This window comes from Muribacter muris (assembly GCF_001038205.1).
GTDB lineage: Bacteria > Pseudomonadota > Gammaproteobacteria > Enterobacterales > Pasteurellaceae > Muribacter > Muribacter muris.
In genome coordinates this window covers 39,408-53,759 of the sequence record NZ_JWIZ01000001.1, presented here as the reverse complement: position 1 = coordinate 53,759, position 14,352 = coordinate 39,408, and the positions used below count along the sequence as shown (strand labels likewise).

13 protein-coding genes, 2 tRNA genes and 2 pseudogenes are annotated in these 14,352 nt (G+C 44.6%); 12 read left to right on the top strand and 5 right to left on the bottom strand.

From position 1 onward, the window contains the following. Window positions 1-280 precede the first annotated feature (280 nt). Window positions 281-703 carry a hypothetical protein gene (locus tag RO21_RS12695; protein ID WP_047975790.1) on the bottom strand — a complete coding sequence of 141 codons (423 nt, stop codon included), beginning with the start codon at window positions 701-703 and terminating at the stop codon, window positions 281-283. Window positions 704-967: 264 nt separating this feature from the next. Further along, a complete protein-coding gene (gene menB / locus RO21_RS00240; protein WP_047975789.1) occupies window positions 968-1,825 on the bottom strand; it encodes a 1,4-dihydroxy-2-naphthoyl-CoA synthase in 858 nt (285 codons plus the stop codon). A gap of 163 nt (window positions 1,826-1,988) precedes the next feature. On the opposite strand from menB, the gene RO21_RS00235 reads away from it, so the two are divergent. The 6 genes from RO21_RS00235 (at window position 1,989) to RO21_RS00210 (ending at window position 4,732) form a co-directional block, all read left to right on the top strand. Then, complete coding sequence (locus RO21_RS00235; RefSeq protein WP_157019591.1) at window positions 1,989-2,273, top strand: hypothetical protein; 285 nt, start codon at window positions 1,989-1,991, stop codon at window positions 2,271-2,273. Window positions 2,274-2,317: 44 nt separating this feature from the next. After that, window positions 2,318-2,785, top strand: coding sequence for a CPBP family glutamic-type intramembrane protease (locus RO21_RS00230; protein ID WP_047975787.1), 468 nt, complete (start codon window positions 2,318-2,320; stop codon window positions 2,783-2,785). A gap of 118 nt (window positions 2,786-2,903) precedes the next feature. Further along, window positions 2,904-3,230 carry a MaoP family protein gene (locus RO21_RS00225; protein ID WP_047975786.1) on the top strand — a complete coding sequence of 109 codons (327 nt, stop codon included), beginning with the start codon at window positions 2,904-2,906 and terminating at the stop codon, window positions 3,228-3,230. A 57-nt stretch (window positions 3,231-3,287) separates the two neighbouring features. Continuing rightward, entirely contained in the window at window positions 3,288-4,379 is a 1,092-nt protein-coding gene (gene trmA / locus RO21_RS00220) for a tRNA (uridine(54)-C5)-methyltransferase TrmA (protein ID WP_047975795.1), read from the top strand. 94 nt (window positions 4,380-4,473) lie between these two features. After that, a tRNA-Ser gene (locus tag RO21_RS00215) sits at window positions 4,474-4,563 on the top strand. 79 nt (window positions 4,564-4,642) lie between these two features. Next, a tRNA-Ser gene (locus RO21_RS00210) sits at window positions 4,643-4,732 on the top strand. 38 nt (window positions 4,733-4,770) lie between these two features. Here the strand turns inward: RO21_RS00210 and rluC are convergent. Then, window positions 4,771-5,733: a 23S rRNA pseudouridine(955/2504/2580) synthase RluC gene (gene rluC / locus RO21_RS00205; RefSeq protein ID WP_047975785.1), complete on the bottom strand. Its 963-nt coding sequence runs from the start codon at window positions 5,731-5,733 to the stop codon at window positions 4,771-4,773. 108 nt (window positions 5,734-5,841) lie between these two features. Between rluC and RO21_RS00200 the strand changes: the two genes are divergently transcribed. Then, window positions 5,842-6,741 carry a mechanosensitive ion channel family protein gene (locus RO21_RS00200; RefSeq protein ID WP_047975784.1) on the top strand — a complete coding sequence of 300 codons (900 nt, stop codon included), beginning with the start codon at window positions 5,842-5,844 and terminating at the stop codon, window positions 6,739-6,741. Window positions 6,742-6,766: 25 nt separating this feature from the next. Here RO21_RS00200 and RO21_RS00195 read toward each other — a convergent pair whose 3' ends face one another. Next, a complete protein-coding gene (locus tag RO21_RS00195) occupies window positions 6,767-7,900 on the bottom strand; it encodes an MFS transporter (RefSeq protein WP_047975783.1) in 1,134 nt (377 codons plus the stop codon). A 407-nt stretch (window positions 7,901-8,307) separates the two neighbouring features. Here RO21_RS00195 and rne point away from each other — a divergent pair. The 4 genes and pseudogenes from rne to RO21_RS12040 all read left to right on the top strand — a co-directional run. Then, window positions 8,308-10,713, top strand: a pseudogene (rne, locus tag RO21_RS00190) (ribonuclease E); the annotation flags it as partial. Window positions 10,714-11,013: 300 nt separating this feature from the next. After that, window positions 11,014-11,259: pseudogene (locus tag RO21_RS13710) on the top strand (hypothetical protein); the annotation flags it as partial. Window positions 11,260-11,353: 94 nt separating this feature from the next. Next, complete coding sequence (locus RO21_RS00185) at window positions 11,354-12,217, top strand: hypothetical protein (RefSeq protein WP_047975781.1); 864 nt, start codon at window positions 11,354-11,356, stop codon at window positions 12,215-12,217. 68 nt (window positions 12,218-12,285) lie between these two features. Next, window positions 12,286-12,969 (top strand): hypothetical protein, encoded by a 684-nt coding sequence (locus tag RO21_RS12040; protein WP_053067687.1) that lies wholly within the window; start codon window positions 12,286-12,288, stop codon window positions 12,967-12,969. A 75-nt stretch (window positions 12,970-13,044) separates the two neighbouring features. Here RO21_RS12040 and RO21_RS00175 read toward each other — a convergent pair whose 3' ends face one another. Continuing rightward, on the bottom strand, window positions 13,045-13,584 hold the full coding sequence (locus RO21_RS00175; RefSeq protein WP_047975780.1) for a KdsC family phosphatase: 540 nt from the start codon (window positions 13,582-13,584) through the stop codon (window positions 13,045-13,047). Between the two features lie 68 nt (window positions 13,585-13,652). On the opposite strand from RO21_RS00175, the gene RO21_RS00170 reads away from it, so the two are divergent. Beyond that, window positions 13,653-14,333 (top strand): YggS family pyridoxal phosphate-dependent enzyme, encoded by a 681-nt coding sequence (locus tag RO21_RS00170; RefSeq protein WP_047975779.1) that lies wholly within the window; start codon window positions 13,653-13,655, stop codon window positions 14,331-14,333. Window positions 14,334-14,352: the final 19 nt, after the last annotated feature.

Below are 14,352 nucleotides of genomic sequence, written 5' to 3'. Positions count from 1 at the left end.
AAACAAAACCCCCGAGCCAAATGGCTTGGGGCTTGTATGCTTGTAACGCAAAAGTTAACTGTATATTCCTTAGCTGAAAGGAAAGATGCTAGCATGGCATCATAAAAATGATATTATAAAGCGGACGCCAGCATGGCGTCCCTACCTTTACCGCTATTTTATGCGATATAATCCCGAAAATCTTCCCTCTTTTATTAGAGGGATTTTTACATAAATTCAGGCACAACTGACCGCTTGTATCCTTGAAATATAAACGCAATTTAGGGACGTTTTTATAGCTTTAATGATTTTTTATTTCATTGCCATCATCTCCACCATTGCCGCCGTTACCTCCTTTTCCAAAAAATCCGCCATCTCCTCCTTTGCCACCATTACCACCGTTACCATAATGATCATCCGTTTTGGAAGCCCTTTTATTATTGCGGCAATCTAGAGATTTCTCTTTATTGCTATCGCAGGTCGGAGTGCGATCTGTATTTTCCTTGTTATTGGGAAGTAAGGAACGATTGTCCTCTTCTTTTTCTTGTATGCTATTTGTACCATTCTTACCTGAAGAAGCAAAGGTTTGGGTTGAATGAGAATAACCACCTTTGCCTCCTTCTCCGGGTGTACCGTATGGAGCATTTCCACCATCGCCACCTTTACCGCCACTTGCTAGAAGATATGACGGCGCTAATAATAAAATCAGTATTAACTTTTTCATTTTGAGTTCCTCTATTTTTTAGGGGGGATCGCAATAAATCTGGTGAGATTTAAGTTTTTTCTATCTCATATAATAACAGGACATTTTTATTGAACAAAAATTCAACGTGCTTGGGCTGAGATTTTAAAATTTGTGAGATTTGAGGTATTGGAGAGTAAAGGCAGTTAGCGGTTATGTTTAATAATAAATAAATTGAAGACCGCTTGATTTTTCTTCGATGACAAGAGGAATGCAAGCGGTCGGTTTATCGCATAATATTGCAAATTACGGATTACGTTTAAATTTGCTGAAATCCGGTGCGCGCTTTTCGTTGAAAGCGTTACGTCCTTCTTGACCTTCTTCCGTCATATAGAAAAGCATTGTGGCGTTGCCTGCCAGCTCTTGTAAACCGGCTTGACCATCGCAGTCTGCATTCAATGCCGCTTTTAAGCAGCGTAGTGCGATTGGGCTGTTACGCAACATTTCACGACACCAACGCACCGTCTCTTTTTCCAGTTCTGCATAAGGCACAACGGTATTGATCAGCCCCATTTCTAAGGCTTCTTTAGCATCGTATTGACGGCATAAGAACCAGATTTCGCGGGCTTTTTTCTGCCCCACAATACGTGCCATATAGCTTGCCCCCCAGCCGCCATCAAATGATCCGACTTTCGGTCCGGTTTGCCCGAAAATCGCATTTTCAGCGGCAATAGTGAGATCACAGAGCATATGCAGAACATGTCCGCCGCCAATCGCATAGCCAGCAACCATTGCCACCACCGGTTTCGGGCAGCTACGAATATCACGCTGAAAATCCAAAACATTCAGGTGGTGTACGCCGCTTTCGTCTTTATAGCCGCCGTAATCGCCCCGCACTTTTTGGTCGCCGCCGGAGCAGAAGGCTTTTTCACCCTGACCGGTCAGCACAATCACACCGACTTTTTCATCAAAGCGGGCATCGGAAAATGCCTGAATCATCTCTTTCACCGTTTGTGGTCGGAACGCATTGCGGACTTCCGGACGGTTAATCGTAATTTTGGCGATACCATCGCTAGATTTGTGGTAAAGAATATCGGTGTAACCTTGGCTGAAATCGTGCCATTCAACTGGTGCGTAAAGAACTTCGTCTTTTGGATTTTGCATTTTATGTTCCTTTCAGTAATTTTGACAAGCGGTGGGATTATACCTGAAATTTGCAAAATGTTCCGAAAATCAGCCCGCTTGTCTCAAAGCTGTGGCAGTGATCACAGATTTTCCGTCTTCACTAGGATATAGTGATGCTCTTATTGAATATTGTGTAGATTGAATGATGATGAAATATCGTTTAGTGTTATTGAATATCTTGGTCATTTCAATTCAGCTCATTGTTGAAGGTGCGAGCGATGTTATTTGGCTATTTAGCCTTCTCTTTATCGTCTTATATCGACGGGCAATATGGGCATATTTGCCGTGGTTCAGATCGTTTTGGGTATTTTTGAAATCCCCCAGTTTAAAGAAAGCGACATTACCGTCAGGTCAATTATTTAATCTCTGTATTGAGATCACTTTAACGAAATCGCTATTTGCGTTTGCTGTGCTTATTCCCTCATAGATTTATTGACCCCAATGGGTTCAGGCAGGTCGTTTGACATAGATATGACAAATAAAATGATGATTGCGGAATTAATTTTATTTGCACCGATAATGGAAGAAATAATGTATCGCTACGGTTTGAAAAAATTATTTTTTGGCGCTTTGGTCAGCGTGCTATACCTGATTTCTTTATTATTTGAAGGCAATGTACTTTATATTTTATATGGATTAAGTCTCTTTGGATTAGCCGTTATTTATTTTCTTGTCATTCAGCGTAAAGTACAGAAATTCTATGTGCGATATTTTGCATTTTTCTATTTTTTATCTGCCATTTTATTTGGTTTAGCACATAGCTCACAATTTAATGTGTTTAGTTTAGTTGAATGTATGCCGCAAATACTGTCGGGACTTATTTACGGCTGGGCAAGAATACGATATGGCATATTAAGTGCAATCCTGCTACACAGTATGCACAATGCGTTGATTTCATTCATTATATTGGGCGGGATCGCTTGGCAAGCGGTCGGATAGCCGTAAATTTTTGCAAAACTGACACTTTTCTTGCATTAAAGCATTGATTTATTGCTCGGTTTTGGCTTTAATGCTTGCCCATTTTTTATTTTTATCTTTCCTATCAGTAGAGGCAATTATGGCAGAGAGTTTTAGCGTAACCCGCCGGTTTTTTGATGATAAAAACTACCCGCGCGGTTTTTCCCGCCACGGCGATTATACTATCCGTGAATCACAATATTTAGAGCAGTTCGGGCAGGCGTGTTTAGCGTTGGAAATAGGTGAGCGTCAGCCTGCGACACCGGAAGAAGAACAATTTGTTGCGGTGGTGAAAGGTGAGCGTGCTGCGGAAACGGCACTGGAAAAAGTATGGTTAAAATACCGTAATCTAACTAGCAAAACCAAACGCATTTATACCTTATCCGGCGATGTTAGTGGCGATTCCATTGGTGATGATGCCGAATAATTCAGTGAAAAAGGCTTGCAAAAGCCTTTTCTTTTTTCTTAAGGCAGCAATGTGAAAATGACGTTACCCCTTGATCAATATCCCCAGCTTCTTGCAAAAAAATCGGCGAAACTGACCGCTTTACTTGCCCCTTTTTCTGCGCCAACGCCGGACGTATTTGCTTCCGAGCCGAGCCATTTTAGGCTACGGGCGGAATTTCGTATTTGGCACGAACAGGGCGATTTATTTCATATTATGTTTGATCCGCAAACCAAGCAGCGTTATCGGGTCGATCAATTTCCGATTGCCAGTCAACTGATCAACCGAATGATGACGGCATTGTTAGCCCGTCTCCGAGGGAATGAACTGTTGAGCCACAAGTTGTTTCAGGTCGATTACCTCTCTACATTAAGCGGGCAAATTGCTGTTTCCTTGCTCTATCATAAAAGGCTGACAGAAGCGTGGATTGAACAGGCTCAAAAGCTAAAAGCAGCCTTGATTGCAGAGGGCTTTGATGTTCGGATTATCGGTCGGGCGACCAAACAGAAAATCAGTCTGGATCAGGATTATGTGGAAGAAGTGCTGACAGTGGACGGGCGGGATTACCGCTATCGCCAAGTAGAAAACAGCTTCACCCAACCGAACGGCAAAATGAATATTCAAATGTTGCAGTGGGCGAGAGCTTGCACAGCGAATAGCGAGGGGGATTTGCTCGAACTTTACTGCGGTAACGGTAATTTTTCGATTGCGTTAGCCAGCCAGTTTCGTCAAGTGTTAGCAACTGAAATTTCAAAATCTTCGGTTGAATCGGCACAATATAATATTGCAGTAAATCGCATTGATAATTTACGCATTGTGCGAATGTCGGCGGAAGAATTTACCCAAGCATTGAATGGCGTTCGGGCATTTAACCGTTTGAAAGGTATCGATTTATCTGCCTACCGTTGTAACACGATTTTTGTCGATCCGCCAAGAGCAGGCTTGGATCAGGCAACGCTGAATATGGTGCAGGGCTACGAACGGATTTTGTATATTTCGTGTAATCCGCATACATTAGCCGACAATTTAGCCCAACTTTGCCAAACGCACCGTATTGAGCGGTGTGCGCTGTTCGATCAATTTCCTTATACGGAGCATATCGAAAGCGGTGTTTGGCTGGTGAAAAAATAAAATAGATGCTGAAAAATAAAGCAGCCGATACGTTTGGGCGATTAAATGCTTGACCGTTTAGCTGCTTATCTATATCATCTCAGCCGTTTTCAACGGAGGAATGGTCGAGTGGTTGAAGGCACCGGTCTTGAAAACCGGCGAGGGTTTACGCCCTCCGTGAGTTCGAATCTCACTTCCTCCGCCATCTTATTGATAGCCTGTTGATAAAGCCTTATCAGCAGGTTTTCCCTCTAAAGTATATTAGATTTTACTGTTTTCAATTCGGAGGAATGGTCGAGTGGTTGAAGGCACCGGTCTTGAAAACCGGCGAGGGTTTACGCCCTCCGTGAGTTCGAATCTCACTTCCTCCGCCATATTTTAAAGCCACCTAATTGGTGGCTTTTTTATTGTCTTAATTTGTCGAACGCAGTTTTGCCAAGATGTCCTTTAAGGTTTTATCAAGCGGAGCGGTAACGACCATTTCTTCCGCCGTTTTAGGGTGGGTAAAGCGGATAGAATAGGCGTGCAGAAACAAGCGGTTTAAGCCGAGTTGCTGCATTTTGACATCAAACGCCCGTTCGCCGTATTTATCGTCAAGGGCGATAGGGTGTCCGGCATACTGGGTATGCACACGAATTTGGTGGGTGCGACCTGTTACGGGCGAGGCTTTCACCAAGGTGGCAATCGCATAGCGCTCTTCAATACTAAAGCGGGTTTCAGAGGCTTTGCCTTCTTCGCTCACTCTCACGATACGTTCGCCGCTGGAGAGTTCATTCTTTAATAGCGGGGCTTTGATCACTTTACAATGGGATTGCCATTGTCCTCTAACCAATGCCAGATAGTCTTTTTGCACCCCTTTTTCCCGCAGTTGTTCGTGTAAGTGGCGTAACGCCGAGCGTTTTTTAGCGACTAATAAAATGCCGGAAGTATCTCGGTCGATGCGATGTACCAATTCTAAGAAGCGTGCTTGCGGACGTAATGCCCGTAGGGCTTCAATCACGCCAAAACTCAAGCCGCTGCCGCCGTGTACCGCAATGCCGGAGGGTTTATTAATGATCAGCATTACCTCGTCTTCATACAGAATTTGGCTTTCCAACTCGGCGACTTTATTCAGTTTAGTTGAAATTGGCGGTTCACTTTTTTCCGCCACTCTCACCGGCGGTACGCGGACGATGTCATTAGTTTGCAATTTGTATTCCGGCTTAATCCGCCCTTTGTTTACCCGCACTTCCCCTTTACGAACAATACGATAGATTAGGCTTTTCGGTACACCTTTCAATTTTGCTAACAGGAAGTTATCTAAACGTTGACCGGCTTCATCTTCACTAATAGTAAAAAATTGGACGCCGGCGCTGATGATTTTTTCAGTGGTCATTTTTAGAAATATCGTGTCAAAAATGGCGAAATCCTACCATAAATGCGCCGTTTTCGGCAGAGAGATTGTGCTAGAATGTGTTTTTATTTCAAAATGGAGACAGCGTTAATGACAGCAGAGAGTCAAGCCCCACAAAATATTGATATTCAGGCGCAAGCCAGCAAAGTGATTCACACCCTTGAAACAATGGATCTGAACACCCTGATTCATCAGTGGATTATCCCCTACGGTACAAAAATTGTGCTTGCCATTGTGATTTTTGTGGTTGGTCGATACCTTGCCCGTTTTTTAAGTAATCTGATTAGCCGAGCGGTTTTGGTTTCCACCAAAGATGAAATGCTCAAAGGCTTTGTTAGATCAATCAGCTACTTCCTCTTTTTGCTGATTGTGATTATTGCCGCCCTTTCTCAATTAGGCATTAATACTGCCTCTCTCGTTGCGTTAATTGGTGCGGCAGGTTTGGCTGTCGGCTTAGCCTTGCAAAATTCATTACAGAATTTTGCGGCTGGGGTGATGATTTTAATCTTCAAGCCCTTCACTCGAGGCAATTATATTGAGGCGGCAGGCGTAGCCGGTGTAGTGGAGCAAATGGGGTTGCTGATGTTGGAGCTTCGTACCGCTGATAATAAAACCGTGTTAGTACCGAACGGCTCGGTTTTTTCCGGCAGCATTACCAACTATTCCCGCAATGAAACCCGCCGGATTGATTTTATTTTTGATATTGCGTATGAGGCGGATATTGCCCAAGCCAAACAAATTGTTCACACGATTTTGGAGAAACACCCAAATGTGTTGCAAGATCCGAAGCCAACGATTGTTGTGGGCAATTTAGCGGCAAGCAGTGTCCAGCTTTTTGTACGCCCGTGGGTGAAAACAGGCAATTATGCGGCAACGCAGTTTGATATTACCGAGCAAGTGAAACTGGCTTTCGATAAAGCGGATATTTCTATCCCGTATAATCAGCTGGATTTGCATTTGCCGGATAATGTGTTTGTAAAAAAAGATTAAGAGCCAACTAAAATGCCATAGCTGACTATGGCATTTTTAATTCTACCAATCTATTCTTTGTATACACCACGCCCCATAAGAGCGTGATAGCGACAATATAGAGGGTGAAAGAAAAGAAGATGTATTTTACATTGTCAATATCCATTATGGCGATTATTGTGAGTAAGATAGCGCCGACCATTCGACAAGACGCATCAATTAAACTGAACATTGTACTTTGAATTGCTTCATTAAAAATACAGCAGTATTTAGAAAATAAGATATTGGATAATACGATTGAACAAGAGGACAGTAAAAAATAGCAAAGCGAGATGATGTAGCTATTTGTCGTATAAAGTGGCAGATAAGTTGCGAGTATCGAAGTCAATAAAACTGCTCCTAGTATAGCTGGAACAGCCAATTTAAAGCGTTCCAGCTTTATTTTCCTCGCAAGATAACTCAACCCCCACTGAAACACCATAATCAATGCTAATGTATAACCTAGTTCCATTTGGTTAAAAGCAAGCTCTTTGGCAAAATAAATCGCCCAAAATTGATAGAGAATTTGCAGTAATCCCGAAAACGTAATATAGAAAATAATGTAGCGGTTGAACTTTTTTAGCAAAGAAAATAGCGAGATAGTGATATTTTCGCTCGTGATTATCTTTCTTTCATAAACATTCAGATAAAAAGCAATGGCGACTATCATCACGAGGATCGCAAGATACAAGGCGTTTTCGCTCAATGATGCCCCAATCAGAGTAGCAATAATTGTCGAAATAAACATTATCTCGGCACTGCGTGAAATGAGCGAAAAACTGCTTTCCTGCTCGTTTTTGTATTGTAATAGCCAAGCCTCATAAGATCCGACATAAAATGCGATACTCAAACCGTTAAATATTTCCCCTAAAATAACCTTTGTTTCGGAAGGATTGATCATCAACGCAAAATAGCCAATGCCAAATAAGCACGAAAGTATAATGGCGTATCTGTTGCTAAATCTGTGGGCAAATAACGAGGCGGGATAATTAAATAGCACGCTAAAGAAAAGCTGGCAGGATTTTGCAATCGCAATAGTGGAGAGGGAAATTCCTTGTTCTGTTAAGTATAGGATTAAAACCGCCCCGATAAATGCACGGGAGAGATTAAAAAAGCCGTGAGCAGAAAGTATTTTATACATTTTATTCAACCTATTTCCAACAGAGTAAACGATATCCTATCCTGTTTTTGTAACGAAAAACGTGATTGTCTTCACAATTATCCAACATTTCTTTAATATTTTAGTGTCTCGTGAAACGACATCGTTTTCGCATAGCAGTATCCTTTCCCTTGATAAAGACTCGTAAAAAATGCCATAATGATACGTTTTTTTGAGGTGGGAAGCTGCTCGGCAGTTTTGCAAAAAATGCACCTTAAACGACCGCTTGCAAGCGTTAAAAATGCAGGTTAAGTGATTGATTATGCAGCCTAATATGTGTGTAAGACAGTAATCCATCACTGTTGAGCATTTCATTTAAGACAATCGGGAGATTGACAGTGAAGAACAAATGAAGTGAATAATTAAACGAAAAATAATGAGAAAACACAATGAAAAGAATGTTAATTAATGCAACTCAAAAGGAAGAGTTGCGGGTTGCCTTGGTTGATGGGCAACGTTTATTCGATTTAGATATTGAAAATCCCGGACACGAGCAAAAAAAGGCAAACATTTATAAAGGGAAAATTACCCGTGTTGAACCAAGCCTTGAAGCCGCGTTTGTCGATTACGGCGCAGAACGCCACGGTTTCCTCCCCCTGAAAGAAATTTCCCGTGAATATTTCCCGCAAGGCTATGTTTTCCAAGGTCGCCCGAATATTAAAGATATTATTCAAGAAGGGCAGGAAATCATCGTCCAAGTCAATAAAGAAGAACGGGGTAACAAAGGGGCGGCACTAACCACCTTTATCTCGTTAGCGGGCAGTTACTTGGTGTTAATGCCGAACAATCCGAGAGCGGGCGGCATTTCACGCCGCATTGAAGGTGATGAACGTTTAGAGCTAAAAGAAGCACTGGATTGTTTAGACGTGCCGGAAGATGTCGGGTTGATCGTGCGTACCGCCGGCGTAGGCAAATCGCCGGAAGAGTTGCAGTGGGACTTAAAAGTGTTACTGCACCATTGGGACGCGATTAAAAAAGCGGCGGAATCCCGCCCTGCGCCTTTCCTTATCCACCAAGAAAGCGATGTGATAGTGAGGGCAATCCGTGATTACCTCCGCCGTGATATCGGTGAAATCTTGATCGACAATCGCAAGATTTTCGAGAAAGCCAAAAATCATATCCGCCTCGTACGCCCTGATTTCATCAACCGTGTACGCCTTTACGAAGGTGAAGTACCGTTGTTTAGCCACTACCAAATCGAATCGCAAATCGAATCGGCGTTCCAACGTGAAGTGCGTTTACCGTCCGGCGGTTCGATTGTCATTGATGTTACCGAAGCATTAACGGCGATTGATATTAACTCCTCGCGTGCCACCCGTGGCGGCGATATTGAAGAAACGGCGTTAAATACCAACCTTGAAGCCGCCGATGAAATTGCCCGTCAATTACGCCTGCGGGATTTAGGTGGTCTGATCGTGATTGATTTTATTGATATGACGCCGGTACGCCACCAAAGAGAAGTGGAAAACCGTATCCGTGAGGCGACCCGCCAAGATCGGGCGAGAATCCAATTTGGTCGGATTTCCCGTTTCGGCTTGCTTGAAATGAGCCGCCAACGTTTAAGCCCGTCACTGAGCGAAGCCTCCTCCCACGTCTGCCCTCGTTGTCAAGGTACAGGCAAAGTGCGGGATAATGAATCCATCGCCCTTTCCATTTTGCGTCTGCTTGAAGAAGAGGCGATCAAAGAAAATACCGCCCAAGTGCATACCATTGTGCCGGTGCAAATTGCCTCTTACTTGCTGAATGAAAAACGCCGAGCGATCAGCGATATTGAAAAACGCCACAGCGTACAAGTGGTAGTCGTACCGACAGAAACAATGGAAACCCCGCATTTCAGTGTCTATCGCCTGCGTGAAAGTGAAATTGTGCCGACCTTGAGCTACGACTTAGCCAAACGCTATCAAGAACGTGAAGAGGAACATTCATACCATACACATTCCGATGAAGCGTTAGTAACCCGCAACGAACCGGTGCTGACCGTTGAGTCCGTTTTGCAAAATAGCGAGCTAAACTTACCGCCTGCACCGACCCCGACAGCGCCGAGCAAGCCGTCATTACTCAGCCGCCTGTTCAGCGCAATCAAGGGCTTATTTGCAGAGAAAGAAGAAGCGCCGAAGAAAAAGGCGAAAAATAGCAAACCGCGTAATCAGCGTGAACGCCGCCAGCAACGCCGTGAACGCCCGAATCGTAATGAACGCCAAGAGCGCAAGCAAAATGCGGTGCAGCCTGACGTTGTCAAAGAGAGTAGCGAGCCGAAGAAACGCCGTGAAATTGTCGAAGAAGTGGCGGGAGCAAATACCGAGCGGGCGACACAACAAGCGAAAGTGATGGAACGCCGTCAACGCCGTGATTTACGCAAAAAAGTGCGGGTTGAAAGCGAAAATACAACCGAAGCCGCCCAAAAAGCAGTGCCGCAGGTTACAACGCAAGTAGAAGCGCCAACACCAAACTTGCCGGCACCGGCGGTTGAAGCAAAAGCGCCATTAACGGAGGTTCAACCGATCGCACCGCTTGCCACGGAATTACCTTCAGAGGCGGACGTGCCGGTTAAACCGGAAAAAGAGGACACAGAAGGGCGTGAAAATAATCGCCGCCGTCTGCCACGTCATTTGCGGGTCGGCAATCAACGTCATCGTGAACGCCGAGAAAAAGTTAAAGCGGCGATGCCTTTAGCGGCTGCGGTAGCTTCGCCGGAGCTTGCAAGCGGTAAGGTTTGGGTAAAAATTTGCAACACGCCGAAAGCGGTAGAGGAAAAAACACGTTTTCTTTCCGTTGATGAAATGTTACAGCAACAATCCCAACCAAAAACGGCATCGCCGAAGCCGGAAAGCATCGCCCCGTTTGGTGCGGTAGTGGCACAGGACAGCGATCGTGATTTGGTTAAAGAGCATCGTCAGCCGCAGGCACATAATGAGGCTAAGCTCACAAAAGATCGCCCGCTTGAAGCCACTGCACAGCCGTTTGGTTTGGTATTAACGCAAGAAAGTGAGCGGGATTTGGTAAAAGAAAATCACCAACGTCGCAATGCACAATCCTCGACTGTTAATGCTGATACAGCGGCAGAGGCTCAGGAATACGTCAGTGATGAGATTGTTGCACCGATAAGCAATTACCAAAGCACATACCGCTTTGAAGGGAAATTAGGTACATTCTCACGGGTGGCTCATACGCAAGCGGAAATGACCGTTGCGGCAGCCTCACCAGAGCCTATCGAACCGGTGGTTATCACAGAATGGCAGTATTCTAAATACTACTTCTACGGCAAAGGGTTTGGCGGTCATTCAAGTGCGGTCAGCCACGTTTACTCTGCCGCTCGAGTGGCGCGTTTTGAGGAAAAATAAACCGATAGATTAAAATTTCAACGCCTTTGCGGAACCTTTCGCCAAAGGCGTTATCTAAACGATGTATTTTTACACACTTATGAGGATTACCTTAATGAAAAAATCATTATTAACGGCAGTAGTATTAGGTTCTGTATTTGGTTTAGCTGCTTGTGATCAAGCGAAAGAAACGGCGGCAGAAGTAAAACAAACCGTTGTTGAAGCAAAAGATGCAGTCGTTGAGAAAGCGGCAGAAGTCAAAGACGCAGCGGTTGAAAAAGCAGCCGAAATGAAAGATGCCGCAGCCGCAAAAGTTGAAGAAGTAAAACAAGCGGCAACTAATGCAAAAGACGCAACGGCTGATAAAGCAACTGAAATGAAAGATGCGGCAGCAGCGAAAGTGGAAGATGCAAAACAAGCGGCAACTGATGCGAAAGACGCAGTAGCTGAAAAAGCTACTGAAATGAAAGATACGGCAGCAGCAAAAGTTGAAGAGGCAAAACAAGCGGCAACTGATGCGAAAGACGCAGTAGCTGAAAAAGCTACTGAAATGAAAGAGGCGGCGGCAGCGAAAGTGGAAGACGCAAAACAAGCGGCAACCAATGCGAAAGACGCAGCGGTTGAAAAAGCAGCCGAAATGAAAGATACGGCAGCAGCGAAAATGGAAGAGGCAAAACAAGCGGCAACCAATGCGAAAGACGCAGCGGCTGAAAAAGCAACTGAAATGAAAGATGCGGCAGCAGCGAAAGTGGAAGAAGTAAAAAAAGCGGCAACTGATGCAAAAGACGTTGCGGTTGAAAAAGCCACTGAAATGAAAGAGGCGGCAGCAGCGAAAATGGAAGACGCAAAACAAGTGGCAACTGATGTTAAAAATGCGGTTGTTGAAAAAGCAACGGAAACGAAAGATGCTGCTAAAGAAGCGATGAAAGCAATCGGTGATAAAGCGGAAGAAGCAAAATCAGCGATAGAAAATAAATAATTCTAAAATAAAAGAGAGGCACAGAGGAAACTGTGCCTTTTTTCAATATCAATTAAGTGGGGTATTAAATGAAAAAATCACTATTATCACTTATCATTTTGGCGGCATTTGGGGTGAGTGCTTGCGATAACGGTAAGGCAAAATTAGAAGCAGATCTGAAAGCGGCACAAGCGAAGATCGTAGAAGTACAAAAAGCGGCGGAGTTACAAGTCGCACAAGCGGAACAAAATGCCGATGCTAAAATCGCTGAAGTGAGTGCTTTTGCTGAAACGCAGATCCTTGAATTAAAAAAAGCCAGTGAAGCGAAAATTACTGCGATTCAGAAAGTGTCAGATGAAAAAGTCGCTCAAGTTACGCAGGCTGCCGAGGCAAAAATTGCCGAAGTTGAAAAATCGTTAGAAAGCCGCATTGCAGAGGCGAAAAAAGTAAGTGAAGCGAAATGGAACGAAATGCGTCAGGCTTTGGAACAGAAATTAGCCGAGCCAAATGCGACTAAGGAGAATACTAAAGCGGATTCGACAGATAAAAAAGGCAAATTTGTCGAAACCTTAAAGGATGTAAAAGAGAGTATCGGGCATTCTGTAACCGAAGCAAAAGCGGTCATTGCCGAGAAAATGGGGTCGTTTGGTAAAGTGATTCAAGACGCTGCCGCCGATTTAAAAGCAGATGCAAAAGAGGCGGTTGAAGACGTGAAAGAGACCGTTGCAGAAGGGAAAGATAAGGTCGCTGACGAAGCGAAAAAAGCGGAGTAATCAGCTTATTTCTCTTAAATAGAATATTGCGCTAAAGCTGGAGAACCGGCTTTAACGCATTTTTTATAGGCCGCATCATTGCGCCATTTTATCAACGACTTCCAAAAACCCTTCCGCAGTGGCATAAACGGCTTCTTTGCCCTGTGCTTTTAAGATCTGATCCGATAATTCACGAAATGCCGCTTGCCCACCGGCTCGGTTTAACACCATATCCGCTTTGGCTTTAATATAATCAAAGGCATCGCCGACTGCGACGGCTAAGCCACAGGTTTCAAAGGCGGGGAGATCGAGGGTATCATCGCCGATGAAGGCGGTTTGTTCGGCACTTACCCCCGCTTGTTGCATTAACTCAAGGCAGCCTTGCCGTTTAGACATTTTGCCCAGTTGAAAGAGGGTAATGCCCAAATGTTGAATGCGGCGGCGTAAAATCGGCGTGTCGCCGCCGGAGAGTACTGCCACTTGAATGCCGCACGCCAGTAGCATTTTTATGCCCAAGCCGTCTTTGACATTAAAATATTTCACGGCTTCGCCCTGCCCATCGTAATAGAGGCTGCCATCGGTCAGCACGCCGTCCACATCGGTAATCACTAATTTAATTTTTGCCAGTCTCTCCATTGGGTGTCCTTGATTTTCGAAAAGTTGGGTTTTATTATGCTGCCCATTATAGCCTTTTGGAGTTCATTATGTCGATTTCTCAGCAATTAGCGACCATTTCACAACAAATTCAGCAATATAGCCGACAAGCAGACCGTCCGATTGAGGCGGTAAAATTATTGGCGGTCAGCAAAACCAAGCCGGTATCGGCAATTCAGGAGGCGATTGCCGCAGGGCAGCGCTGTTTTGGGGAGAACTATGTGCAGGAAGGGGTAGAGAAAATCCGGCATTTTGCCGATCCGAATTTAGAATGGCATTTTATCGGTTTGTTGCAGTCCAATAAAACCCGTGTGGTCGCCGAGCATTTTGATTGGGTACAAACGGTGGATCGGGCGAAAATCGCACAGCGTTTGAATGAGCAACGCCCCGACCATTTGCCGCCGCTGAATGTGCTGATTCAAATCAACATCAGTGATGAAGCCTCAAAATCAGGGATTACGCCTGCGCAAATGTTTGAGCTAGCTGAGCAAATTCAGCAATGTCCCCGCCTGACATTACGCGGTTTAATGGCTATTCCGAAGCCGGAAAGCGAGCCGGCTCGTCAAAAGATCGCTTTAGCGGCAATGCAGGCGTTATTTACGCAGTTGCAGGCTCGCTATGCGGAAGTGGATACGCTGTCGATGGGAATGTCGGACGATATGCAGGCGGCGATTGAGTGTGGTTCGACAATGGTGCGTATCGGCACGGCGATTTTCGGGGCGAGACGTTAATCGCAAGCGGGCGGTTTAT